At 68.3% G+C, this 24,161-nt stretch carries 30 protein-coding genes; 29 read left to right on the forward strand and 1 reads right to left on the reverse strand.

Annotated elements, in window-relative coordinates; translation table 11 throughout:
- The first annotated feature begins 201 nt into the window (after positions 1-201).
- From ACSFA5_RS12395 to ACSFA5_RS12535, 29 genes are all read left to right on the forward strand, one after another.
- Positions 202-642 (forward strand): OsmC family protein, encoded by a 441-nt coding sequence (locus ACSFA5_RS12395; protein WP_435436432.1) that lies wholly within the window; start codon positions 202-204, stop codon positions 640-642.
- A 41-nt stretch (positions 643-683) separates the two neighbouring features.
- Positions 684-1,658 (forward strand): Bug family tripartite tricarboxylate transporter substrate binding protein, encoded by a 975-nt coding sequence (locus ACSFA5_RS12400; RefSeq protein WP_435444333.1) that lies wholly within the window; start codon positions 684-686, stop codon positions 1,656-1,658.
- A gap of 389 nt (positions 1,659-2,047) precedes the next feature.
- Complete coding sequence (locus ACSFA5_RS12405; protein ID WP_435444334.1) at positions 2,048-2,755, forward strand: hypothetical protein; 708 nt, start codon at positions 2,048-2,050, stop codon at positions 2,753-2,755.
- Between the two features lie 11 nt (positions 2,756-2,766).
- Positions 2,767-3,510 carry a tetratricopeptide repeat protein gene (locus tag ACSFA5_RS12410; RefSeq protein WP_435444335.1) on the forward strand — a complete coding sequence of 248 codons (744 nt, stop codon included), beginning with the start codon at positions 2,767-2,769 and terminating at the stop codon, positions 3,508-3,510.
- A 34-nt stretch (positions 3,511-3,544) separates the two neighbouring features.
- Entirely contained in the window at positions 3,545-3,979 is a 435-nt protein-coding gene (locus ACSFA5_RS12415; protein ID WP_435444336.1) for a hypothetical protein, read from the forward strand.
- A 123-nt stretch (positions 3,980-4,102) separates the two neighbouring features.
- Entirely contained in the window at positions 4,103-4,894 is a 792-nt protein-coding gene (locus tag ACSFA5_RS12420; protein ID WP_435444337.1) for a GntR family transcriptional regulator, read from the forward strand.
- Positions 4,891-5,691 carry a transporter substrate-binding domain-containing protein gene (locus ACSFA5_RS12425; RefSeq protein WP_435444338.1) on the forward strand — a complete coding sequence of 267 codons (801 nt, stop codon included), beginning with the start codon at positions 4,891-4,893 and terminating at the stop codon, positions 5,689-5,691. Before ACSFA5_RS12420 ends, ACSFA5_RS12425 begins: the two co-directional genes overlap by 4 nt.
- 15 nt (positions 5,692-5,706) lie before the next feature.
- On the forward strand, positions 5,707-6,369 hold the full coding sequence (locus ACSFA5_RS12430; RefSeq protein WP_435444339.1) for an amino acid ABC transporter permease: 663 nt from the start codon (positions 5,707-5,709) through the stop codon (positions 6,367-6,369).
- A gap of 27 nt (positions 6,370-6,396) precedes the next feature.
- Positions 6,397-7,050 (forward strand): amino acid ABC transporter permease, encoded by a 654-nt coding sequence (locus ACSFA5_RS12435; RefSeq protein WP_435444340.1) that lies wholly within the window; start codon positions 6,397-6,399, stop codon positions 7,048-7,050.
- Positions 7,034-7,813 (forward strand): amino acid ABC transporter ATP-binding protein, encoded by a 780-nt coding sequence (locus tag ACSFA5_RS12440; protein ID WP_435444341.1) that lies wholly within the window; start codon positions 7,034-7,036, stop codon positions 7,811-7,813. Before ACSFA5_RS12435 ends, ACSFA5_RS12440 begins: the two co-directional genes overlap by 17 nt.
- A gap of 177 nt (positions 7,814-7,990) precedes the next feature.
- The gene (locus ACSFA5_RS12445) at positions 7,991-8,491 is read left to right on the forward strand and encodes a P-loop nucleotide/nucleoside kinase family protein (RefSeq protein WP_435444342.1); all 501 of its coding nucleotides are present in this window, start codon (positions 7,991-7,993) and stop codon (positions 8,489-8,491) included.
- 41 nt (positions 8,492-8,532) lie between these two features.
- The gene (locus tag ACSFA5_RS12450; RefSeq protein ID WP_435444343.1) at positions 8,533-9,030 is read left to right on the forward strand and encodes a GNAT family N-acetyltransferase; all 498 of its coding nucleotides are present in this window, start codon (positions 8,533-8,535) and stop codon (positions 9,028-9,030) included.
- A 34-nt stretch (positions 9,031-9,064) separates the two neighbouring features.
- Positions 9,065-9,958, forward strand: coding sequence for a LysR family transcriptional regulator (locus ACSFA5_RS12455; RefSeq protein WP_435444344.1), 894 nt, complete (start codon positions 9,065-9,067; stop codon positions 9,956-9,958).
- A gap of 97 nt (positions 9,959-10,055) precedes the next feature.
- Positions 10,056-11,036, forward strand: a complete 981-nt coding sequence (locus ACSFA5_RS12460) for a Bug family tripartite tricarboxylate transporter substrate binding protein (RefSeq protein ID WP_435444345.1) — start codon at positions 10,056-10,058, stop codon at positions 11,034-11,036.
- Entirely contained in the window at positions 11,033-12,010 is a 978-nt protein-coding gene (locus ACSFA5_RS12465; protein WP_435444346.1) for a M14 family metallopeptidase, read from the forward strand. Before ACSFA5_RS12460 ends, ACSFA5_RS12465 begins: the two co-directional genes overlap by 4 nt.
- Before the next feature lie 86 nt (positions 12,011-12,096).
- Complete coding sequence (locus tag ACSFA5_RS12470; protein ID WP_435444347.1) at positions 12,097-12,681, forward strand: DUF1439 domain-containing protein; 585 nt, start codon at positions 12,097-12,099, stop codon at positions 12,679-12,681.
- Positions 12,678-13,694 (forward strand): glycerophosphodiester phosphodiesterase, encoded by a 1,017-nt coding sequence (locus ACSFA5_RS12475; protein ID WP_435444348.1) that lies wholly within the window; start codon positions 12,678-12,680, stop codon positions 13,692-13,694. The genes ACSFA5_RS12470 and ACSFA5_RS12475 overlap by 4 nt, the downstream gene beginning before the upstream one ends.
- A gap of 27 nt (positions 13,695-13,721) precedes the next feature.
- Positions 13,722-14,165, forward strand: a complete 444-nt coding sequence (locus tag ACSFA5_RS12480; RefSeq protein ID WP_435444349.1) for a hypothetical protein — start codon at positions 13,722-13,724, stop codon at positions 14,163-14,165.
- A 77-nt stretch (positions 14,166-14,242) separates the two neighbouring features.
- Positions 14,243-15,757 (forward strand): TolC family protein, encoded by a 1,515-nt coding sequence (locus tag ACSFA5_RS12485; RefSeq protein ID WP_435444350.1) that lies wholly within the window; start codon positions 14,243-14,245, stop codon positions 15,755-15,757.
- Position 15,758: 1 nt separating this feature from the next.
- Positions 15,759-17,147 carry a multicopper oxidase family protein gene (locus ACSFA5_RS12490; RefSeq protein ID WP_435444351.1) on the forward strand — a complete coding sequence of 463 codons (1,389 nt, stop codon included), beginning with the start codon at positions 15,759-15,761 and terminating at the stop codon, positions 17,145-17,147.
- 17 nt (positions 17,148-17,164) lie between these two features.
- A complete protein-coding gene (locus ACSFA5_RS12495) occupies positions 17,165-17,674 on the forward strand; it encodes a cupredoxin domain-containing protein (RefSeq protein WP_435444352.1) in 510 nt (169 codons plus the stop codon).
- A gap of 14 nt (positions 17,675-17,688) precedes the next feature.
- The gene (locus ACSFA5_RS12500; RefSeq protein WP_435444353.1) at positions 17,689-18,135 is read left to right on the forward strand and encodes a DUF411 domain-containing protein; all 447 of its coding nucleotides are present in this window, start codon (positions 17,689-17,691) and stop codon (positions 18,133-18,135) included.
- A 32-nt stretch (positions 18,136-18,167) separates the two neighbouring features.
- Positions 18,168-18,458: a copper-binding protein gene (locus ACSFA5_RS12505; protein WP_435444354.1), complete on the forward strand. Its 291-nt coding sequence runs from the start codon at positions 18,168-18,170 to the stop codon at positions 18,456-18,458.
- Positions 18,459-18,524: 66 nt separating this feature from the next.
- Positions 18,525-18,743: an addiction module protein gene (locus ACSFA5_RS12510; protein WP_435444355.1), complete on the forward strand. Its 219-nt coding sequence runs from the start codon at positions 18,525-18,527 to the stop codon at positions 18,741-18,743.
- Between the two features lie 2 nt (positions 18,744-18,745).
- Positions 18,746-18,988 carry a hypothetical protein gene (locus ACSFA5_RS12515; RefSeq protein ID WP_435444356.1) on the forward strand — a complete coding sequence of 81 codons (243 nt, stop codon included), beginning with the start codon at positions 18,746-18,748 and terminating at the stop codon, positions 18,986-18,988.
- Positions 18,989-19,148: 160 nt separating this feature from the next.
- Positions 19,149-20,183, forward strand: a complete 1,035-nt coding sequence (locus tag ACSFA5_RS12520) for a P1 family peptidase (RefSeq protein ID WP_435444357.1) — start codon at positions 19,149-19,151, stop codon at positions 20,181-20,183.
- Between the two features lie 11 nt (positions 20,184-20,194).
- Positions 20,195-21,574 carry a TAXI family TRAP transporter solute-binding subunit gene (locus tag ACSFA5_RS12525; protein ID WP_435444358.1) on the forward strand — a complete coding sequence of 460 codons (1,380 nt, stop codon included), beginning with the start codon at positions 20,195-20,197 and terminating at the stop codon, positions 21,572-21,574.
- Positions 21,575-21,625: 51 nt separating this feature from the next.
- Complete coding sequence (locus tag ACSFA5_RS12530) at positions 21,626-22,126, forward strand: MerR family transcriptional regulator (RefSeq protein WP_435444359.1); 501 nt, start codon at positions 21,626-21,628, stop codon at positions 22,124-22,126.
- Entirely contained in the window at positions 22,041-22,496 is a 456-nt protein-coding gene (locus ACSFA5_RS12535) for a carboxymuconolactone decarboxylase family protein (protein ID WP_435444360.1), read from the forward strand. The genes ACSFA5_RS12530 and ACSFA5_RS12535 overlap by 86 nt, the downstream gene beginning before the upstream one ends.
- Before the next feature lie 3 nt (positions 22,497-22,499).
- On the opposite strand, the gene ettA is transcribed toward ACSFA5_RS12535, so the two are convergent.
- Positions 22,500-24,161, reverse strand: a complete 1,662-nt coding sequence (gene ettA / locus ACSFA5_RS12540; RefSeq protein WP_435444361.1) for an energy-dependent translational throttle protein EttA — start codon at positions 24,159-24,161, stop codon at positions 22,500-22,502.

Consider the following 24,161-nt stretch of genomic DNA (forward strand, 5'->3'; position numbering starts at 1 on the left):
GACAGCGCCCCAGCCTAAGCCGCCGGGGCCGCCTCTCCCAGCGGGGAAGCCCCCGTAGCGTCACATTGGCGACGCCCTTTTGTCTCACACTGCGCCCGTTCGCAGTGCATGCAGCGCGCGCCGTGCGACTACAGACAAGCGCCGCTCCAGGGGCGAAGCTGAAGTTCTCTTTTCATCCACCCACCGACTGAAGGAACCGACATGGCAGCAGACAAGCACGCAAGCGTTCACTGGGAAGGCGCCGGCAAGACCGGCAAGGGCCAGGTCAGCACCGAGACCGGTGCGCTGAAAGACTACCCCTACGGCTTCGCCAGCCGCTTCGAGGACGACAAGCGCGGCACCAACCCCGAGGAAATCGTGGGCGCGGCGCATGCCGCCTGCCTGACGATGGCCTTCGCGTTCGCGCTGGAAGCGGCGGGACTGGCCGCCACGCGCATCGACACCAAGGCAGCCGTGCGGTTGGCCAAGGACGGCGCCGGTTTCAAGATCGATCGCATCCAGCTGGAGCTCGACGCCGCCGTGCCCGGCCTGGACGAAGCCAAGTTCCAGGAAATCGCAGCGGCCGCCAAGGCCGGCTGCCCGCTGTCGAAGGCGCTGGCGAGCGTGCCCGAGATCACGCTGAAGGCCACGCTGGCCGCCTGACCGGGCTGCTTATGATCCGCTCCACAACAAGGAGACGGATCATGAACACCCCCATCCGGGCCGCGCTCGCGGCCCTTTCTTTCGCCACGAGCGCGCTCGCCACGACCGCGCTGGCGGCCTACCCCGACAAGCCGATCAAGGTCGTCATCGGCTTTCCCGCCGGCGGCCCGCTCGACCAGCACGCGCGGCTGTTGCTCGACAAGCTGCAGGCCGTGCTCGGCCAGCCGCTGATCGTCGACTACAAGCCGGGCGCCGGTGGATCGGTGGGTGCCGACGCGGTCGCCAAGAGCCCCGCCGACGGCTACACGCTGATGCTGGCCAACACCGGCGTGGCGGTGATCAACGGCGCGCTCTACAGCAAGCTGCCCTACAACACGCAGCGCGACTTCGTGCCCATCGCGCGCACCGCCATGCAGCCGCTGGCGCTCCTCGTCACGCCCAAGCTGCCGGTGCAGAACCTCAAGCAGTTCATCGACTACGCCCGCGCTCGGCCCGGCCAGGTCAACTACGGCTCGGCCGGCAACGGCGGCATCAGCCACCTGGTGCCCGAGATGTTCAAGACCGCGACCGGCCTGTTCATGGTGCACATCCCCTACCGAGGCAGCGCGCCGGCCTTCACAGACCTGATGGGCGGGCAGGTGCAGTTCATGGCCGAGTCCATTCCGCAGGCGGCCAGCTACCACAAGCAGGGCAAGGTGCGCGCGCTGGCCGTGACCAGCCGCGAGCGCAACCCCGCCCTGCCCGACGTGCCGACCGTGATCGAGTCGGGCGTGAAGGGCTTCGAGATGGTGGGCTTCTACGGCTTCCTGGCACCGAAGAACACCCCCGGCGACGTGGTCGCCAAGCTGAGCGATGCGTTCAGGCAGGTGCTGGCCAGCCCCGAGGTGCGCGACCGCATGGTGAGCCAGGGCGCGGACCCGGCCTTCCTGGGCAGCGAAGACTTCGCGCGCTTCCTGGCGACGGAGACGCCGCGCTGGGAACAGGCGGTGAAGGCGTCCGGCGCGCGGATGGACTGAAGGTTTCCGGCGCTCAGCTGGGCCTGGCCGCGTGCCGCTCCAGCTGCGTGCGGCTCAGCAGCTCGATTGCGGTAGCGCCGCAGGCTCACGAGCCGCGTGAAGGCCATGTGCACGTCGGGATGCTCGGCCACCAGCCGGTGGAAGTCGGCCGCCGCGACCACTGCCATTTCGGTCATGTCGACCGCGCAAGTGTCTTGCACGCGCTCGCGCCCCACAGCGAATCGAGAGTGTGGACGCGAACTTAGCCGCAGTTGTACGGACCGATTCGGCTGCGGCTCTCCAAACGCGCCGTAACGCCGTTTACATTTCCCTGCACTTGGTCACGCCGAGGCGAATCGAATTGCCCGGCATGCCAAGGTGAACGCAAACAACACGGGGGAAATCGCGCCATGCGCAAAAAACGAACTCATGCCGGCCTCAGGCGCCGGACGGCCTTTCTGAGCTGCCTTTGCGCAGCATCCATGTCGGCCATGGCGGCCGGCACCGGGGCGGCAAGCCTCGCGCCCGATACGCAAGACACCCAGGCGGCGCTCATCGCGTTCGCGCAATGTGACTCGTCCTTTTTTACGCTTCTGGGCAAGACGCCGCGGCTGCTCGGCCCGGGCGTCGAAGTTGCCATGACCGGCGCCGCGGCTGCGCCCAAAGTGGCCGATCCCTTGTCCGAAAAAGGACGTGACCAGACCTTCGCCAAGCCCATCGATGTCGCAGGCCTGCGCCTGGCCGGCTGGCACAACGAGGTGAGCTACGACGCAACGGCGGGCGCCTTCATCTGGTGGGGCTTCGACGTCGAAGGCAGCACCGATGCAACCGCAACCGCGATCAACCGCCTGCTGCAGCCGGCACAGCGCGTGCTGAAGATCCGGGGCTCGGACTGGGCCCGCTCCGAGAACCGGCGCATCGGCGACCCGCTCGACGAATGGCGCCGTGGCGGCGAGAACGGCACGGTGACCGCCAGGGGCACGGTCGAGCGGGCATTGACCATCGAAACCGATGAAAGAACCGGTCGCACCAAGCTGTATTGCACCCTGCAGGGCTCCGTCATGCCACCGCTGCTGGACCGCGTTCGCCCCGACCTGCCGGCTTCGCTTCACCCATGAGCAAGCCCGCCATGAAGAAACTCATCCTCATCGCCGCCCTCGGGCTGGCCCTTACCGGCTGCGCAACGCGCCCCGCTACCGGCCTTGCGGTATGCCGCATCGCTGCGGCGCTTCCCCTGAGCGCCGGCAAGGACGCCTACGAGGACCCTGAGCGTGCGATCACGCTCTGGACTCGTTGCGCCGACGAAGGCCCGCAGACAGACCTGATGAAGAGCCTCGCGCTGCGGATGCGCAGCCACGCGCACAAGCAACTCGAGCAGTACGACGCTGCCATTGCGGACATCGAACAGGCGCAGCGCCTGTCGCCACCCAAGACGGCCTGGGACTTCATCAACATCGCGTCCCTGTACCGCGATTCAGGGCAACCCGGGAAGGCGCTCGAGACGCTTCGGAAGATGCAGGCCGACCGCATCGGCATGACCGGCCGCGGCACGCCTGAAGGCATGCCGATCTACTACCACCTCGGTTGGACCCTGAACAATCTCAAGCAATGGCCCGAGGCCGTCGAGACGCTCACGGAAGGCCTGACCTACCAGCCGGGCTATGCATGGGCCTACATGCAGCGCGCGTTCGCATACGACGCCATGGGCAACCGCGAGCGGGCCGAAAAGGACCTGAACCGCGGCCGCGAACTCTTCGGTGAGAACAGGAAGCCGGGCGACCGCGAGCAGCAGATCGACTCTCTGCGCAAGCCGCCTTACAAGGAACTGCTGTCCCGGTACAGCTTCGACGCCGAGGCATTCACTGGCAAATGAACCGGCCGATCGGACACACAGAGAGAATTTCAGGATGAAGAACGCACAACACATCGCCCTTCTGCTGCTCGCGGCCGTCGCCAGCCAGGCATCGCTCGCGGCGGACTACGGCAGCTACCGTGGCAAGGGCGGCATGACCGCCTATGACATCAAGCCGAACGTCTACGAGTACCACTACGACAAGGGCTTCACCGGCGTCGATGCCATCGGGTGGGACCCGAACCTGCAGTTCGCATGGTCGCGGCTCGGTGCGGCCAGGACCTGCGGCCTGCCCTTCGACCAGCCCAAGGCCATGGCGGCGCTGATCGCGAAGTATCAGCAGGACAAAATGACGCACGAAATGATCGGCATCGACTTCCATGCCATGAAAAGCAAGGCCAACCCCGCGTTCTGCACTGCGGAGCGCGTCGAAGAACTCCAGCGCGTGATCCCCGGATTCCAGGACGGCAACTTCCCGACGAAGTTCTAGGCGCCAGGCCTCGCGGCACAGTGCACCCCAAAGTCGGCTCCCCTTGCAAAAGGGCAGCCGGCTTCTTTTTGGTGCACACATCTTGCATACCAGTTGGCACAGAAGCTGCTGATATGCAGGACCATGGCCATCTCCGCATCCGAAATCAGTGCACGCATCGTCGAAGCGGTGATGGCGCAAAAGCTTGCGCCGGGTTCGCGCCTGGGCGAGCAGCAGCTGGCCATGCTGTTCGACTGCAGCCGCACCATCGTGCGGGAAGCCCTGACCCGGCTGGCGGCGCGCGGCATCGTCACGGTGAGTGCGCGACGCGGCTGGTTCGTCATCGAGCCCTCGCAGGACGAGGCGCGTGAGGCCTTCGAGGCCCGCCACGTCATCGAGCTGGGACTCATCCGAAGCGCGGGCCGCACCGGAAAGATCGAAAAGAGCGCGCTGCGCCAATTGAAGGCGCACCTTCAGCGGGAAAAAGCCGCACTGAAAGAAAGCGACGTCGGCAACCGCAGCTTTCTGCTGGGCGACTTTCATGTATGCCTGGCCGAATGCCTGGGCAACACGCTGCTGGCCGACACGCTGCGCGACTACACGGCGCGCACCACGCTGATCGCCATGCTCTACCAGTCCACGCACGACGCGGTGCAGTCGTGCGAAGACCACGTGCAGATCGTCGCGGCGCTGGAGCGCGGCGACCACGCCGCCGCCGAGGCGCTGATGGGCGCGCACATCGGCACGGTGCAGTCGGCCCTGCGCGTGCAGGCGCCCACCGACCCCCTCGCGCAACTGCGCGACGCGCTGGCACCGCTGCACAACACCAATGCCGCCCCGGCCCCCAAGCCCAGGCGCCGCAAGGCCGCCGGTGCACCCGCCGATTCCGCTGATTCCGAATCCGATTCTTCGACTTACCTAGGAGCCCTGCTATGACCTTCTCTTCGTCCAAACGCCACCTCGCGCTCGCACTGGCCTCGGTCGCCATGCTGGCCGCCACGGGCGCCGCCCACGCCCAGAACGCCCTGGACAACGTGCTCAAGGCCAAGACCATCAAGATCGCCGTGCCCACCGACTACCCGCCGTACGGCTCGGTCGACAAGAACATGTTGCCGCAGGGCCTGGACGTGGAAATGGCCCAACTCATTGCCGCCAAGCTGGGCGTGAAGATCGAGCTGGTGCCCGTGACCAGCGCCAACCGCATTCCGTACCTGCAGACCCGAAAGGCCGACCTGGTCATCTCCACGCTCGGCAAGAACGCCGAGCGCGAGAAGGTGATCGACTTCTCGTCGGCCTACGCGCCCTTCTTCCAGGCGGTGTTCGCGGCCAAGAGCCTGAACATCAAGACCTTTGCCGACATGGGCGGCAAGAGCGTGGCCGTGACGCGCGGCGCGATGGAAGACCAGGAACTCGCCAAGGTCGCGCCCACCACGCTCGACTACAAGCGCTTCGAGGACAACAACGCCACCATCGCCGCCTTCGTCTCGGGGCAGACGCAGACGCTGGCCGCCAGCGCCGCCGTCGCGGGCGACATGATGCAGAAGAACCCGCAGCTCAACGCCGAGTACAAGCTGCTGCTCAAAGACAGCCCCTGCTTCGTCGGCATCGCCAAGGGCGAGGACAAGCTGAAGGCCAGGGTCAACGAAATCATCGCCGCCGCGCGCAAGGACGGCACCATCGACGCCATGGCGAAGAAGTGGCTCGGCCGGCCCGCCGGCGACCTGCCGGCCTGACCGACCGACGCGGCCATGAACATCGAATTCGACTTCGGGGCGGTGCTCGCCGAATGGCCGCTGCTGCTGCGCGGCGTGGCGTGGACCGTCGGCCTCACGGCCGTGGGCACCGTGCTGGGCATGGTCGTGGGCACCTTCTGCGCGTGGGCCCGCTCGGGCGGCCCGCGCTGGCTGCGGCTCGTGGTGGGCACCTATGTGGAGCTGATCCGCAACACGCCCTTCATCGTGCAGCTGTTCTTCATCTTCTTCGGGCTGCCGGCCGCGGGCGTCAAGCTCTCGCCGGAGGTGGCTTCGGTGATTGCGATGGTGATGAACCTGGGCGCCTACTCCACCGAGATCATCCGCGCCGGCATCGAGGCCACGCCCAAGGGGCAGATCGAGGCGGCCGTGAGCCTGGCGCTGAGCAAGGCGCAGGTGTTCCTGCGCGTGGTGCTGCCGCCGGCGCTGAAGAAGGTGTGGCCCGCCATGGTGAGCCAGATCATCATCGTGATGCTGGGCTCGGCGGTGTGCGGGCAGATCTCCACCGAAGAGCTGAGCTACGCGGCCAACCTCATCCAAAGCCGCAACTTCCGCGCGTTCGAGGCCTTCATCGTCGCCACGCTGATCTACCTGGCGCTGTCGGTCGCGCTGCGCCGGCTGCTCGACTGGGCCGGACCGAAGTTCTTTTTCGGCCGCTGACCGACCGCACACCGGAGCTTAGTCACCATGTCTGATTTTTCTCTCTGGGACATCCTGCGCAACCTGCTGCTGGCGCTGCGCTGGACCGTCGTGCTTTCGCTCATCGCCTTCATCGGCGGCGGCATCGTGGGCGGGCTGCTGCTGACGCTGCGGCTGCGCGGCGGCAAGATCGCGAACAAGGCCGTGGGCCTGTACGTGCAGCTCTTCCAGGGCACGCCGCTGCTGATGCAACTGTTCCTGGCCTACTTCGGCATTGCGCTGTTCGGCATCGACGTGTCGGCGTGGACCGCGGCGAGCGTGGCGCTCACGCTCTACACCAGCGCGTTCCTCACCGAAATCTGGCGCGGCTGCGTGGCCTCGATCCCCAAGGGCCAGTGGGAAGCCTCGGGCAGCCTGGCCCTGAGCTTCGGCGAGCAGATGCGCCACGTGGTGATGCCGCAGGCCGTGAAGATCGCCATTGCGCCGACTGTCGGCTTCCTGGTGCAGGTCATCAAGGGCACGGCGCTGGCGTCGGTGATCGGTTTCGTCGAACTCACCAAGGCCGGCAGCATGATTTCGAACGCCACCTTCAAGCCCTTCGTGGTGTTCAGCTTCGTGGCCCTGCTTTATTTCGTGCTGTGCTTTCCCGTGAGCCTGTACGCCAAGACCCTCGAGAGGAAAACCCATGGCCGCCGTGCTTGAACCGCAACAACCCGCCACCTCGGTGGGCGCCCCCATCGTGCGCATCACCGCGCTGCGCAAGTCCTACGGCACCAACGAGGTGTTGAAGGGCATCGACCTGGACGTGAAGCGCGGCGAGGTGATCGCCATCATCGGCAAGAGCGGCTCGGGCAAGAGCACGCTGCTGCGCTGCATCAACGGGCTGGAGGTGTTCCAGGAAGGCTCGCTCACGGTCGACGGCAAGCCGCTGCTGCACGAAAGCGCCATGGCCATGCGCGAGCTGCGCCAGCGCGTGGGCATGATCTTCCAGAGCTTCAACCTGTTCCCGCACCTCACCGTCGGCAAGAACGTGATGCTCGCGCCCACGCTGGTGAAAAAGCGCGGCAGCCTGGAAGCCGCCTCGCAGGCGCGCAAGCTGCTCGAGCGCGTGGGCCTGGCCGAGAAATTCGACGCCATGCCCGAACAGCTGTCGGGCGGCCAGCAGCAGCGCGTGGCCATCGCACGCGCGCTGGCCATGGAGCCGGCCGTGCTGCTGTGCGACGAAATCACTTCGGCGCTCGACCCCGAATTGGTGGGCGAGGTGCTGCGCGTGGTGGAGTCGCTGGCCGACGAGGGCATGACGCTGCTGATGGTCACGCACGAGATGAGCTTCGCGCGCAAGGTCAGCGACCGCGTGATCTTCATGCACCAGGGCCGCGTGCATGAAATGGGGCCGCCGGCGGAGATGTTCGGCAACCCGCAGACGGCGGAGCTGAAGCAGTTCCTGTCGTCGCTGCATGACTGAGGGCGCCAGGCTGGGCTATCCTCGGCCCATGGCTTGCCTGCAGACCGCGTCGATTATTCGCCCCCTTCGAAAGATGGTGGGTTAGCGCGCGGTTCCACAAGTACACGCCACACGACCCGCCCCACGAGGCGGGTTTTTCGTTTCCTGGGGTTCTTTTTCATACCGACTCACCAGGAGATGACATTGCAATCGCCTACACCCACCCCCGTACTGCACATGGTCTGCGGCAAGATCGGCGCCGGCAAATCGACGCTCACGCGGCAGCTCGCCGAAGCGCCCGCCACGGTGCTGATCAGCGAGGACACCTGGCTCGCCGCGCTGTACCCGGGCGAGATCCGCGAGCTGCCCGACTACGTGCGCGCATCGGGCCGGCTGAAGAAGGTCATGGCGGACCACGTTGGCGCCTTGCTGCGCGCCGGCGTGTCGGTGGTGCTCGACTTCCCCGCCAACACCGTGAGCGGCAGAAGCTGGATGCGCGGCATTTTCGAGGCGACCGGTGCGGCACACGCGCTGCACTTTCTGGACGTGCCCGACGCCGTCTGCAAGGAGCGACTGCGCGCTCGCAATGCCCGTGGGGAGCACCCTTTTGAAACGACGGATGCGCAGTTCGACCTGATCACCAGCCACTTCGCTGCACCGTCGGCGGCGGAAGGTTTTGACGTGGTGCGGCACGGTTGAGGCACATCGCCGCCCGAAAGTCACCGGTATGCTCGAACCAGATGCAAATAGAACAAGCCCGCCCCGAAGAAGCCGCCACCGTCGCGGCCGTGTTGAACGAAGCCGCGCAGTGGATCGCCGCCGAAGGCCGGCCCCTCTGGTCGGCCGCCGACGTTGCGCTAGAACGCATCCAGCGTGACACAGACGCCGGCAGCTACTTCATCGCGCGCAAGAACGGCGAGGTGGCCGGCGTGGTGCGGCTCGACCTCGAAGACCCGTACTTCTGGCCCGAGATCGAAAGCGGCAGCTCGCTGTACGTGCACAAGCTCGCGGTGCGCCGGGCGTGCGCGGGCCAGGGTGTGCCGGTGCAGCTGCTGGACTTCGCCCTCGAGCGCGCACGCAGCCTGGGTCGCCCTTTTCTGCGGCTGGACTGCGTGGCCGACCGCGCACCGCTGCGCGCGCTGTACGAACGCTTCGGCTTCTCGCTGCACAGCGTGGTCCACAAGGGCGAACGGGGCTTTGCGCGCTACGAGCTTGCGGCAAGACCGCTCGGCAACTGACTCCCGCGACCCCCACACACCCCGCACCCGCGCCATGCAATTCAAGTGGATGGAAGACTTCATCGTGCTGGCGCAAACGCGCAGCTTCACCCGCGCGGCCGAGCTGCGCCATGTGACGCACCCCGCCTTCGGACGCCGCATCCGCGCGCTGGAGTCGTGGGCGGGCACGGCGCTGGTGGAGCGCGGCAGTTCGCCCGTGGCGCTGACGCCCGCGGGCGAGAGCTTCCTGGAAAACGCCAGCCAGATGGTGCGCGGCGTCGAAAGCTCGCGCGAAGAGATGCACAGCGTGGCCGGCCGCCAGGCCCGCACCGTGACCGTGGTCACGGGCCGCACGCTGGCGCGCACCGTGATGGCCGACTGGCTGGTGCGGCTGCAGCCCCTGCTGCGCGGCGGCGAAGTGCGCGTGCTGACCGGCGCGCTGGCCGAGACGGTGCGCATGCTCGAACACAACGAGGTCGACTTTTCGCTGATCTTTCATCACTCCGCGCTCACCTTCCGTCTCGACGGGCGGCAGTTCTCGCACGTCACCGTGGCGTCCGACAAGCTGGTGCCGGTGTCGCGCGCCGACGCGCAGGGGCAGGCCGCGCACAGCTTCGACGCGCCGGGCGACGTGCCGTTTCTCTCTTACGTGCGAACGCTGGCCATGGGCCGCCTGGTGGAAGACCTGCTCGCCAACAACCCGCAGGCGCCGCGCCTGAAGCGCCGCATCGAATGCGATTCGGCCGACGCGCTGTACGAATACGTGCTGCGCGGCCTGGGCGTGGCGTGGCTGCCGTGGTCGATGGTGCAGGCCGACTGCAAGGCCGGCCGGCTGGTGCCCGTGGGCGGGCGGCGCATGGAAGTGCGCTTCGAGGTGCGGCTGTACCGCCCCAAGCGCCGGCTGGGACCGCTGGCCGAGGACGTGTGGCGCGCCATGGCCGCGCGCTGAGCGGGGCCCAATCGGCACGGACCGGTGCCAGCATGGCACCACGAACCGGGGCGGGGCTTCGCAGAATTCGCGGACTCACTACAACACCGAGGCCACGATGCGACTTTCCCGTGCTTTCTCTTCCTGTGTTGCGCTGGCCTTGTGCAGCCTGGCCGCAGCGGCCACGGCCCCCGCCTTCGCCGACTCCTACCCCGCCAAGCCCATCACGCTCGTGGTCGGCTACCCGCCGGGCGGCTCGACCGACCTGACCGCGCGCGCGCTGGGCGTGGAGCTGTCGCACCGCCTGGGCGTGCCGGTGATCGTGGACAACATCGGCGGTGCCGGCGGCGCGATCGGCGCGCAGAAGGTGGCCAATGCGGCGCCCGACGGCTACACGCTGCTGCTGGGCGCCAACAACGAGATCGCCATCACCAGGCTGGTGAACGCCAGCGTGCGCTACGAGCCGAAGGACTTCACGGCCATCGGCCTGGTCGCCTCGCAACCGCTGGTGCTGGTGGCCACGCCGGCATCGGGCGTGAAGAACGCGGGCGAGCTGCTCGCATTGCTGAAGAAGAACCCCGGCAAGTACAGCTACGGCAGCTCGGGCGTGGGCACCTCGCTGCACCTGGCCGGCGAAATGCTCAAGCAGCAGGGCGGCGTGTTCATGACCCATGTGCCCTACCGCGGCGTGGCGCCGCTCACCAACGACCTGATGGGCGGCAACATCGACTTCGGCATGTTCGTGCTGTCCAGCGCCCTGCCCTACATCCGCAGCGGCAAGCTGGTGGCGCTGGGCACCACCGAGGCCAGGCGCTCGGCCATCACGCCCGACCTGCCCGCGCTGAACGAAACCCCGGCGCTCCAGCGCATGGACATCGGCGTGTGGTTCGCGCTGATGGGCCCGGCCAAGTTGCCCGAGCCGGTGCTGGCACGCCTGAAGAAGGCGCTGGACGAAACCCTGCAATCGCCCGACTTCCGCAAGAAGATGGAAGCGACCAGTTCGGTCGTCCCACTGGCGCCGTTGGACATCGACCGCTTCCTCGTCACCGAAACGAGCAAATACCGCAACATCGTGCAATTCGCCAACATCAAGGAATGAGCTTGTCCGCGTCCAATTTCGAACTCCCCGCGCCCGACATTTCCGCCTGGCGCGCCGGCAACACCGGCACCGAAGGCGTCTGGCGTTTCGACGCGGGTCAACCCGGGCGCCGCGTGATGATCAGCGCGCTGGTGCACGGCAACGAGGTTTGCGGCGCCTGGGCGCTCAAGGGGCTGCTGGAAGCCGGTGTGCGCCCGCAGCGCGGCAGCCTGACGTTGGCTTTCTGCAACCTGGAGGCCTTCGACCGTTTCGACCCGGCGGACGCCGACGCATCGCGCTTCACGGACGAAGACCTCAACCGCCAGTGGTCGCCCGACCGGCTCGAAGCCGGCGGCACGCGCGAACGCCGTCGCGCCGCTGCGCTGCAGCCGCACGTGGCGCAGGCCGACTGGCTGCTCGACCTGCATTCGATGCACGAACCGTCCGCGCCGCTCACGCTCACCGGCGTGCTGCCGCGCAACCTGGCGCTGGCGCGGCAGCTGCGCAGCCCCGAGCACATCGTGATCGACGCGGGCCACAAGGACGGCGTGCGCATGCGCGACTTCGGCCGCTTCGGCGCGCCGGATGCCGACCCGGCCACCGACGCGCTGGCGCTGCTGGTCGAATGCGGCTTTCACGGCGACCCGGCCAGCCGCACCGTGGCGCAGGACCAGTGCGCGCGCTTCCTGCGCGCGGCCGGCACGCTCGACGACGCGGCCATCGCCCAGGCACTGCCGGGCTGGCTGCAGCCGGACGCGCCGCGCCAATGGGCCCTGGACGTGACCGGGCCGGTGGTCGCGCGCAGCGAGGACTTCCGCTTTGCCAAGCCCTTCACCGGCCTGGAAGTGATCGCCCAGGCTGGCACCGTCATCGGCTGGAACGACGGCGAGCCCGTGACCACGCCGTACGACGACTGCGTGCTGGTGATGCCCTCCACGCGCCAGGCCAAGCCGGGCGTGACGGTGGTGCGTTACGCGCGCCGCCGCGCGCTCTGAGGCGGTTGCGCGCGCCGCCGCGCGCTCTGAGGCGTTTTCCGCGCTGCCGGCAGGAAGACGCCTGGCTGTGGCAAGCTCCGGGCGGTATGCACATCCGCCCCTTTCCCCCCGCTTCCTCCCGCCGCCTGATGCTGCGCGCGCTGCTGGGCGCCGCGGCGCTGCAGGCGCCGTTCGCGGCGCTGGCCGGCTTCAATTTCTTCACCAGCGAATACACCGCCACCCGCGACGAACTGCAGGCGCAGATCGCCAAGCGCTTTCCGGTGGCCGAGCGCTATGCCGAGATCTTCATGGTCGGGCTGCGAGAGCCGCAGCTGGGCCTGGACGCAGCCGCCAACCGCGCGACCATCAGCGCCACGCTGACCATCGCGAGCCCCCTGCTCGCGGCCTCGCCGGTGCAGGGCCTGGTGTCTGTCAGCAGCGCGCTGAAGTACGACGCCGCCACGCGCGCGCTGCGCCTGGACCAGCCCAAGGCCGAACGGCTCGAGCTGCAGGGCGTGGAAGGCCGCGACGCCGAGCGTCTTCAGCGCGTGGCCGCGGTGGTGGCGCAGGAGCTGCTGCAGGGCCAGGTGCTGCGCAGCTTCACGGCCGACGAACTCACGGTCGGGCGCAAGACCTACGAGATCGGCGACATCACGGTGCAAGACAACGGGATCAAGGTCCAGCTCAAATGAAACACGCATCGCTGGCCGCCGGCCTTCTTGTTGCCGCCCTGGCCGTGGCCGGCTGCGCGTCCATCGCACCCACCGCCCGGCAGCACTTCGACCTGGAAGCCCACCGCGGCGGCCGCGGCCTGGCGCCCGAGAACACGCTGGCCGCGTTCGACAACGCCATCGACCTGGGCGTGAACACGCTGGAGCTGGACATCGGGCTCACGGCCGACGGCGTGGTGGTCATCTCGCACGACACCTCGCTCAACCCCGACCACACGCGCGACGCCAGCGGCGCCTGGCTCGCGCCGAAAAGCGGCGCGGCCATTCGCTCGCTCACGCTGGCGCAGTTGCAGACCTACGACGTGGGCCGCCTGAACCCGTCGAGCAACTACGGCAAGCAGTTCGCGCTGCAGCGAGCGCGCGACGGCGAGCGCATTCCGACGCTGGCCGCGCTGTTCGCGCGGGTGCAGGCGCGCGGCGCGAACGCGGCCACGGTGCACTTCAACATCGAGACCAAGGTCGACCCGACCAAGCCCGACGAGACCGCCGCGCCCGAGCCGATGGTGCGCGCGCTGCTCGCCGAGATCGACAAGGCCGGAATGGCCGATCGCGTGACCGTGCAGAGCTTCGACTGGCGCACGCTGGCGCTGGTCGGCCAGCTTGCGCCGCAACTGCCGCGCGCCTACCTCACGACCGCCCGCACGCTGAAGGACAGCCGCTGGACGGCCGGCCTGGACGCGGGCAGCTTCGCCTCGGTGCCGCAGATGGTGAAGGCCGCAGCGGCTGGTGCGAGCGGTGCGACCGGCCCGCTGACCTGGTCGCCGGCCTACGCCGACCTGACACCCGCCGTCATCAGGCAAGCGCACCAGCTCGGCATGAAGGTGCTGCCCTGGACGGTGAACGAGCGCGCCGACATGCTGCGGCTGATGGACGCGGGCGCGGACGGCCTCATCACCGACTACCCCGATGTGCTGCGCGACCTGATGCGCGAGCGCGAACTGTCGCTGCCGCCGCCTGGAAAAAGCACGCCCTGAGCCGGGCGGCGTTTATCATCCGGCCCCATGCGCACCCTGCTGCTCGCCCTCATGATCGCCCTGCTGCCCATCCGCGGCTGGCTGGGCGATGCGATGGCGGTGGAGATGGTGAAGCACTCGCTGCCCGTGGCAGCGGCCGCGTCCGCCTCGACGGCGACGGCCGCCACCGAAGCCCATTGCCATGAAGCGATGCAAGCCGGCGACCACGGCGGCATGGACATGCAGACGAGCGCGGCCGCCGACATGCCCGATCCCTCTGCGCACGCAACGCACGACGCGCACGACAGCGCCGGTGCCGACCACCAAGGATGCGGCACCTGCACCGCCTGCCAGGTCTGCCACACGGTGGCGCTCGGCGGCATGCCCCTCGTCGACACCGTGCACGGCGCGCCCCAGGCGCCGCCCGCCGCACATGCCAGCCGGTTCGCCAGCGCAGAGCCCGCCCAGGGCCTGAAGCCACCCATTTCCTGATCTCCCTGCCCGTGGTCCGTCCGCAGTGAGCCCAACCGGGCTCGCGGCGTTGGTCGTATTGCTCATGGAGATCGAGCGTGAACCCCTTTATCGGCTGGCCATTGGCCGGCATCTGTTGCTATCAACAACATAGCGACACACGCCCGCGTGGCGTACGTGAACACCGTATTTCATTCATCAGGTCGGCCGCCGCGCTGGCGGCCGCGTCGGTGCTGGCCGGCTGCGCCAGTCTGTCGGCGGACGGCGGCAGCGCCGATGTGCAGGCGCTGGTCGGCGGCAACCCGCTCGTGGCGGGCGCCACGGCCCAGCGCACGCCCGACGCGGCCTCGCAAAGGCGCGTGGACGAGCTGCTCGCCACGCCGCTGGACGCCGAGGCCGCCGTGCGCATCGCGCTCGTCCACAGCCCGCGCGTGCAGGACGCCTTTGCCACGCTGCAGCTCAGCGACGCCGACCGCGTGCAGGCCGCGAGCCTGCCGAACCCGGTGTTCGCCTTCAGCCGCCTGACCGAGGGCAGCGAGCGCGAGATCGACCGGCTGCTGCGCTTCAACGTGGTGGGCCTGCTCACGCTGCCGTGGCAGGCGCGCTGGGCCGGGCAGCGGCACGAGTCGGCCAAGCTGCAGGCCGCGCAGAGCGTGCTGGTGCTGGCCGCCGACACGCGCCGCGCCTGGGTGCGCGCCGTGGCTGCGCAGCAGAGCGTGGCGTACCTGCGCGACGCGAAGGAGGCCGCCGAAGCCGGCGCCGAGCTCGCCCACCGCGTGGCGCAGGCCGGCAACTGGAGCGCGCTGCAGCGCACGCGCGAACAGCTGCTGCTGGCCGACGCGGCGGCGCAGCTTGCGCGCGCGGAACAGGCAGCGGTGGCCTCGCGCGAGCAGCTCAACCGCTTGCTCGGCCTGAGCGGCGAGCGCACCCGCTACACCCTGCCCGACCGCCTGCCGCCGCTGCCCCAGGCCGCGCCCGAACTCGGCGACGTGCAGGCGCTGGCGCTGCGCGACCGGCTCGACGTGCGATCGGCGCAGGCGCAGAACACCGCGGTGGCCGGCGCGCTGGGCCTCACGCACGCCACGAGCGTGGTCAACGCGATGGAACTCGGCGTGGCGCGCAACAGCAAGTTCGACAGCGCGCCCGACCGCTCGCGCCGCACGCAGCGCGGCTTCGAGCTCGACCTGCCGATTCCGGTCTTCGACTGGGGCCAGGTCCGCAACGCTCGGGCCGAGGCGCTGTACCTGCAGTCGGCCGCGCGCGTGCGCAACGTGGGCGTGCTGGCCGCCAGCGAGGCGCGCGAAGCCTGGCAGGGCTGGAACACGGCCTATGCCATCGCCCGGCGCTACCGCGACGAGGTGTTGCCGCTGCGCAGGAAGGTCAACGAGGAGATGGTGCTGCGCTACAACGGCATGCTCGCGAGCGTTTGGGAGCTGCTCGGCGAAACGCGCGCCAGCATGCTCGCGGTGAACGCGGGCATCGAGGCGCAACGCGATTTCTGGCTGGCCGATACCGACCTGCAACTGGTGCTCACGGGCAGTTCGCCGGGTGGCATGACGGCGCTGCAGACCGCAGTTGCCGCCGGCGATGCGCTGGCGGCAGGAGGGCACTGAAATGAACCGCCGCAACTTCTTCGCGGGAGCGGCCACCGCCGTCGCCGCCAGCACCGTCAGCCGCGTATCGATGGCCGCCCTCCCCGAGCCCGTGTCGCAAAGCTCCACCGCCACAGCAGCGCCGCTGACGCCGCCGAACGGCCGCCCCTACAACCCCGTCGTCACCCTCAACGGCTGGACGCTTCCCTGGCGCATGAACGCAGGCGTGAAGGAATTCCACCTCGTCGCCGAACCCGTCGTGCGCGAGATGGCCCCGGGCTTCAAGGTCAACATGTGGGGCTACAACGGCCAGTCGCCCGGCCCGACCATCGAGGTGGTCGAAGGCGACCGCGTGCGCATCTTCGTGACCAACCGGCTGCCGGAGCACACCACCGTGCACTGGCACGGCCAGCGCCTGCCCAACGGCATGGACGGCGTGGGTGGCATCACGCAGCCGCACATTCCGCCGGGCAAGACCTTCGTCTACGAGTTCACCGCCCGCCGGCCCGGCACCTTCATGTACCACCCGCACGCCGACGAAATGGTGCAGATGGCCATGGGGATGATGGGCTTCTGGGTCACGCATCCGAAGGAGAAACATCCGCTGATCGACACCGTTCAGCGCGACTTCTGCTTCCTGCTCGGCAGCTTCGACGTGGAGCCCGGCAGCGCCACGCCCAAGGTCAACACCATGACCGACTTCAACATCTGGAGCTTCAACAGCCGCGTGTTCCCGGGCATCGACACGCTCAACGTGCGCCGCGGCGACCGCGTGCGCATTCGCGTGGGCAACCTCACGATGACCAACCACCCGATCCACATCCACGGCCACGAGTTCGAGGTGACCGGCACCGACGGCGGCCCCGTGCCGCGCACCGCGCGCTGGCCCGAGGTGTCGGTGGACGTGGCGGTGGGCCAGATGCGGCAGATGGAGTTCATCGCCGACGAGGAAGGCGACTGGTCGCTGCACTGCCACAAGGCGCACCACACCATGGGCCCGATGGGCCACGAGGTGCCGACCATGATCGGCGTGGACCACAAGGGCGTGGCCGAGAAGATCAGGAAGCTCGTGCCCGACTACATGGTGATGGGCGACAAGGGCATGGCCGACATGGGCGGCATGGAGATGCCCATTCCCGACAACACGCTGCCCATGATGGCCGGCAGCGGCCCCTTCGGCCCGGCCGAGATGGGCGGCATGTTCACGCTGCTGAAGGTGCGTCGCGACCAGAAGCCCGGCGACTACCGCGACCCCGGGTGGTTCAAGCACCCGGCGGGCACGGTGGCGCGCGAAGTGCCGAACGCCGACGTGCCGCCGGCCACGCGCCACACGCCCGCCGCCACCACCCCGGGCGGCAGCCCCGACGCCACCGTGCGCAAGCCCTCGGGCCATGGCGACCACAACCACTGATTTTCTGGAGCTCACCCATGAACAAGATATTGAAGAGCCTTGCCGCCGCCCTTGCGCTCGCCGCACTGTCCACCGCCTCGCCGGCCCATGAAGGCCACGACCCCAAGGCGAAGAACGCCGCCGCGCTCGCCCCCGAGCAGAAGCCCTGGGGCATTGCCGGAAACGCTGCCGCCGTGAAACGCACCATCGACATCGCGATGGCCGACGACATGACGTTCACACCCTCGGTCATCGAGGTGCGCGAGGGCGACACCCTGCGCCTGCGCCTGAAGAACCGCGGCAGGGAACTGCACGAGCTGGTGCTCGGCACCACGGCCGAGATCGAGGCGCACGCGGCCATGATGAAGAAGTTTCCGGACATGGAGCACGACGACCCGTGGATGGTGCACGTGCCCGCCGGCAAGACCGGCGACATGGTGTGGACCTTCAACCGCGCCGGCGATTTCGACTTCGCCTGCCTGGTGAAGGACCACTACGAGCTCGGCATGGCCGGGCGCATCCGCGTGCTGCCCGCGCGCAAGTCCTGACGAGGAACATCGACATGCAAAGAAGAAACCTGCTGGCCCTGGCCGCCACCCTGCCGTTCACGCCGCTCGCCCTGGCCGCCGCGCCCATGGTCGAGATCTGGAAAGACCCGGACTGCGGCTGCTGTCAGGACTGGGTGAAACACCTCGACAAGAACGGCTTCGCCACCCGCGTGCACGACGAGGGCAACACCGCCGCGCGCACGCGGCTGGGCATGCCGGCCAGGCTGGGCTCGTGCCACACCGGCCAGGTCGGCGGCTATGCCATCGAAGGCCACGTGCCGGCGCGCGAGGTGCGGCGCCTGCTGAAGGAAAAGCCCAAGGCGTTGGGCCTCGCCGTGCCCGGCATGCCGGTCGGCTCGCCCGGCATGGACGGCCCGGCCTACGGCGACCAGCGCGATCCCTACGACGTGCTGCTGGTGCTCGCCGACGGCAGCACGCGTGTCTACCAGAGCTACCGCTGAACCCGCCCGCAACCCGACAAGGAAAATCACCCATGAAGAAGCTCGCCATCGCGCTTTCCACCGCCCTCCTGGCCGCCATCGCCTTCGCGCAGGCGGCCCTGCCTTCGGTCGAAGGCGAAGTCCGCAAGGTCGACACCGACGCGAAGAAGATCACGCTGAAGCACGGCGACATTCCCAACCTCGAGATGACCGGCATGACGATGGTCTTTCGCGTGAGCGACCCCGCGCTGCTCACCCAGGTGAAGCCGGGCGACAAGGTGCGGTTCACGGCCGAGAAGGTCGACGGGGCGCTCACTGTGATGTCGATGGCGCCGGCGAACTGACGGTACGCGGCAGCTCAGGTACCGGTGCATAGAATGAAGCGTTGATCCACTCATTGGGAGATCGAATTGGGAAGCTCCGATCTGCAACAGGCCCTTTCTTCGTTGAGCGTGGCGGAACGCATCGAACTGGCCGAAGAACTGTGGGACAGCGTCGCCCGTGACGTCGAAGCACAAAGGCTGAGCGCGCACGAACAGCAGGAAGTGGCGCTTCGTCGCGCGGAACACCGCGCCGACCCACAGGCGGTTGTGCCTTGGAACCAGGTCAAGGCGTCGTTGAAGCTCTGACCTTGCTGAACGTTGTTTTTCGAACAAACGCCGCACGCGAGCTGCAGGACGCGCAGCGCTGGTACGAGTCGCAGCGCGCAGGCCTGGGCGCAGAGTTCGCGCGCAGCCTGGAGGCCGTGGTGCACCGGATCGTTCGACAGCCCGAAGGCGCGCCGCTGGTCTGGGAAGACGTTCGCAGGGCACATCTCAAGCGCTTTCCATATTCATTTTCTTCATCGTCGAGCCGGAGCGGCTGGTGGTGCTGAGCTGCCTCCATCAGCGCCGCGATCCAGCAGGCTGGCCGCCTTCGTCTTCCTGAAGACGAGTCGACGCATGAAACAACCGCGCCTGTGGGCGTCGGCAGGGAAACTTCTTGCAACCGTCATGCGGCGGATCGATGCAGGGGCGGTCCCATAATCGGCCGCCATGTCCGCCCCCTCCCACTCCCCTCGTCCATCCCCTGACGCCGGTTCCATCACCGACGTCGCCGGCATCGAAGTCGGCCATTTCTCCGACACCCGCCGCCCCACCGGCTGCACCGTGATCATGGCGCGCGACGGCGCCGTGGGCGGCGTGGACGTGCGCGGCGCCGCGCCCGGCACGCGCGAGACCGACCTGCTCGCGCCCGGCAATCTCGTACAGCACGTGCATGCCGTGATGCTCGCGGGCGGCAGCGCCTGGGGCCTGGCGGCGGCCGAAGGCGCGATGCGCTGGATGGAAGAACGCGGCATCGGCATGGACGTGCGCTTCGGCACCCTGCCCATCGTGCCGGCCGCCGTGCTGTTCGACCTGCCGATGGGCGACGCGCGCATCCGCCCCGACGCGGCCGCCGGCTACGCCGCCTGCGAGGCCGCGAGCGCCGCGGCGCCCGCAGAAGGCAACGTGGGCGCGGGCACCGGCGCGCTGGTGGGCAAGCTGTTCGGCGTGCACCGCGCGATGAAGGGCGGCATCGGCACCGCGTCGGTCACGGTCGGCGGCGTCACGGTGGGCGCGCTGATCGCCGTCAACTCGCTGGGCGACGTGATCGACCACAACACCGGCCAGCCCGTGGCCGGCGCCCGCACCGAAGACGGCACCGCGCTGCTCGACACGCGCCGCGCGCTGCTGCGCGGCGACCTGCCCAAGCCGCTGCTGGCGGGCACCAACACCACCATCGGCGTGATCGCCACCGACGCGGTGCTGACCAAGGTGCAGGCCAACCGGCTGGCCATGGTGGCGCACGACGGCCTGGCGCGCGCCATCAATCCGGTGCACACCATGAGCGACGGCGACACGCTGTTCGCGCTGGCCACCGGCCGCGTGCCGCTGGAAGGCGACGCCCCCGGCATGACGGTGCTGAGCACCATGGCGGCCGAGGCGGTGGCCATCGCCACGCTGCGCGCGGTGCACGCCGCGCGCACGGTGACGGTGGGCGAGCTGCACATTCCCTGCGCCGCCGACCTCGGCGCGCCGCGAAGCTGAAAGCGCACACCATGGCCATGCCCAAGACACTCAAGCTGATCCTGCTGTCGATCCGGGACCTGATGGCCTCGGCGGGGCCGATCGTGTTCCTCGTCATCGGCCTGCTGATTGCCGCCTACTGGTACCTGCAGCCTCAGCCGCCCAGGCACGTGACGCTGGCCACCGGCCCCACGGGCAGCGCCTACGCGCAGTTCGGCAAGCGCTATGCGGAAGCACTCAAGCACACCGGCATCGAGGTCGAGCTGAAGGCCACCTCGGGCTCGACCGAGAACCTGCAGCTGCTGCGCAGCGGCGGCGCCGACGTGGGCTTCGTGCGCGGCGGCAGCGCCGACCCGAAGGCCGACGAGGAGGCCGGGCTCAACTCGCTGGGCAGCCTGTTCTTTGAGCCGATCTGGCTGTTCTACCGCGCCGACACGGCGCAGAAGATCGACCGCAAGACCGGCACGCTCACCTCGCTCACGCAACTGCGCGGCCTGCGCGTGAACGTCGACCTGCAGGGCAGCGGGCTGCCCGAGATCATGGAGCGCCTGTTCAAGGCCAACAAGCTCGGGCCCGACGACCTGCTGCTTTCCAACCTGGAGCAGGGCGCTGCGGCCGCCGCGCTGGAGGCCGGGCTGCTCGACGCCATCGTGCTGTCTTCCGCGCCGCAGTCGCCCCAGGTGCAGCGCCTGCTGCGTTCGGACGACATCAAGCTGATGGACTTCGGGCAGGCCGACGCCTATTCGCGGCGCTTTCCGTTCCTGTCGGCCGTGACGCTGCCGCGCGGCGTGGTCGACCTGTCGAAGGACCTGCCGCCGCACGACGTGGCGCTGCTGGCGGCCACCACCTCGCTGCTGTCGCGCGAGGAAACGCACCCTGCCCTGCGCCAGCTGTTCGCGCAGGCCGCGCAGTCGGTGCACAGCGGCGCGGGCTGGTTCAACCGGGCGCGCGACTTTCCGAACACCCGCACCAGCGAACTGCCGGTGAGCCCCGAGGGCGACCGCGCCATCAACGGCACGCCGCCGGTGTGGCAGCGCTACCTGCCCTTCTGGGCCAGCAACCTCATCGAGCGCATGTGGCTGGTGCTGGGCGGCCTGCTGGTGCTGATGCTGCCGCTGAGCCGCGTGGTGCCGCCGCTCTACCAGTTCCGCGTGCGCCGGCGCGTGTTCCGCTGGTATGCGCGGCTGCGTGACATCGAGGCGAAGGTCGACGCGGGCGCCGCGGTGAAAGAGGGCGAGCAGAAGGCCCTGCTCGACGACCTCGACCAGCTCGACCGCACGGTCAACAAGGTGGCGGTGCCGCTGTCGTATGCGGACGAGCTCTATGCGCTGCGCAACAACATCTATGCGGTGCGCAAGCGGGTGCTGGCGCGGGGCAACCCGGACGCCGAGCTGGTCACCGCACCCAGATAGTTCGACAAAACGCTTGACTTGGAGCGCGCTCTAATTTCGAGAATCGACGCCATGGAAACCAGTCTGACCATTGCGCAAGTCGCGGAGCGAACCGGCCTCACGGCCTACACGCTGCGCTACTACGAACGCATCGGACTGATCGCCGCGGTGCATCGGGCACCGGGCGGTCAGCGCCGCTATGCGGGCGCCGACATGGACTGGCTGGCGTTCCTGTTGCGCCTGCGCGAGACCGGCATGCCCATCCAGGGGATGCAGGCCTTCGCCAGGCTTCGAAACCAGGGGGACGCCAGCGTCGGCGAACGGCGCGAGATGCTCGAGCAGCACCTCGCCGACGTTCAGGCCAAGGTGGCGGCGCTGCAGCAATCCATGCAGGCGCTGTCGCTGAAGATCGACCACTACCGTGCGGTCGAGAAGACGAAAAGGCGTTCTCCTTTGTCGGGCACTGCCCCGCAAGGAAAGACGAGCGATGACGAACACACAAGCAACCCCGAGCCCCGACGACAGCCTGCGCTACGCGCGCGGCCTGGCCAAACTCCAGCAAATCGACGGTGAGGGCGGCGTCAAGGTGGTCGAGAGCCTGGCCGACATCGCGCCGGATTTCGCCCGGCTGCTGATCGAGTTTCCGTTCGGCGACATCTACTCGCGCCCCGGCCTCGACCTGCGCGCGCGAGAGATCGCGGTGGTGGCCGCGCTCACGGCCATGGGCAACGCGGCGCCGCAGCTGAAGGTGCACATCCAGGGCGCGTTGAACGTCGGCGTGACGCGCACCGAGGTCGTCGAGGTGATCATGCAGATGGCGGTGTACGCGGGCTTTCCGGCGGCACTGAACGGCCTTGCCGCGGCGCGCGATGTGTTTGCAGCCGACGATGAAAAAAGCGCGCAGTCCCTTGCGGAACCGCGCGCTCTTGCCGAAGCAGCCTGAGCCTTACTTCAGCGCCTTGTAGCGCATGCGCTTGGGCTTGGCGCCTTCTTCGCCCAGGCGCTTCTTCTTGTCGGCTTCGTACTCCTGGTAGTTGCCGTTGAAGAAGGTCCACTGGCTGTCGCCTTCGGCCGCGAGGATGTGCGTCGCGATGCGGTCGAGGAACCAGCGGTCATGGCTGATGACCATCACGGTGCCGGCGAATTCGAGCAGCGCGTCTTCCAGCGCGCGCAGGGTTTCCACGTCGAGGTCGTTCGACGGCTCGTCGAGCATCAGCACGTTGCCGCCCGCGATCAGCGTCTTGGCCAGATGCAGCCGGCCGCGCTCGCCGCCCGACAGCGTGCCGACCTTCTTCTGCTGGTCGGCACCGTTGAAGTTGAAGCGCCCCGCATAGGCACGGCTGGCCATCTGGAACTTGCCGACGTTGATGATGTCCAGGCCGTTGGAGATGTCTTCCCACACGGTCTTCTGGTTGGCCAGTTCGTCGCGATGCTGGTCGACGAAGGCCGCGCGCACGGTCGAGCCGATGACGACTTCGCCGGTGTCGGGCTGTTCCTTGCCGGCGATCAGCTTGAACAGCGTCGACTTGCCGGCGCCGTTCGGGCCGATGATGCCGACGATCGCGCCCGGTGGCACGGTGAAGCTCAGGTCGTCGATCAGCATCCGGTCGCCGAAGGACTTGCTGACGTTGTGGAACTCGAACACCTGCTGGCCCAGCCGCTCGGCCACAGGAATGAAGATTTCCTGTGTTTCGTTGCGCTTCTGGTATTCCATGTCGCTCAGCTCTTCGAAGCGCGCGAGACGGGATTTGCTCTTGGCCTGGCGCGCCTTCGGGTTCTGGCGCGACCACTCCAGTTCCTTCTTCAGTGCCTTGGCATGGGCTTCTTCGCCCTTCTGCTCCTGCGCCAGGCGTTCGCCCTTCTGCTCGAGCCAGGTGCTGTAGTTGCCCTTCCAGGGAATGCCGCGACCGCGGTCCATTTCGAGGATCCACTCGGCCGCGTTGTCCAGGAAGTAGCGATCGTGGGTGATGGCCACCACGGTGCCGGTAAAGCGCTGCAGGAACACTTCGAGCCACTCCACCGATTCGGCGTCCAGGTGGTTGGTCGGCTCGTCGAGCAGCAGCATGTCGGGCTTGGACAGCAAGAGGCGGCACAGCGCCACGCGCCGCTTTTCGCCGCCTGACAGCAGGCCGATCTTCGCGTCCCACGGCGGCAGGCGCAGCGCGTCGGCGGCGATTTCCAGCTGATGCTCGGAATCGGTGCCGGCGGTGGCGATGACGGCTTCGAGCTCGGCCTGCTCGGCGGCCAGCGCGTCGAAGTCGGCGTCTTCGGCACCGTAGGCGATGTACACCTCTTCAAGGCGCGCCTTGGCCTTGAACACCGCGCCCATCGACTCTTCGACCGATTCGCGCACCGTGTGCTCGCTGTTGAGCTTGGGTTCCTGCTCCAGATAGCCGATCGTCATGCCCGGCATGGGCAGCGCCTCGCCCTCGAACTCCTTGTCCACACCCGCCATGATCTTGAGCAGCGTCGACTTGCCCGAGCCGTTCAGGCCGAGCACGCCGATCTTGGCGCCGGGGAAGAAAGAGAGCGAAATGTCCTTCAAGAGCTGCCGCTTGGGCGGCACGGTCTTGCTGACACGGTTCATCGAATAGACGTATTGAGCCAT

It is taken from the genome of Variovorax monticola (assembly GCF_051216855.1).
GTDB lineage: Bacteria > Pseudomonadota > Gammaproteobacteria > Burkholderiales > Burkholderiaceae_C > Variovorax.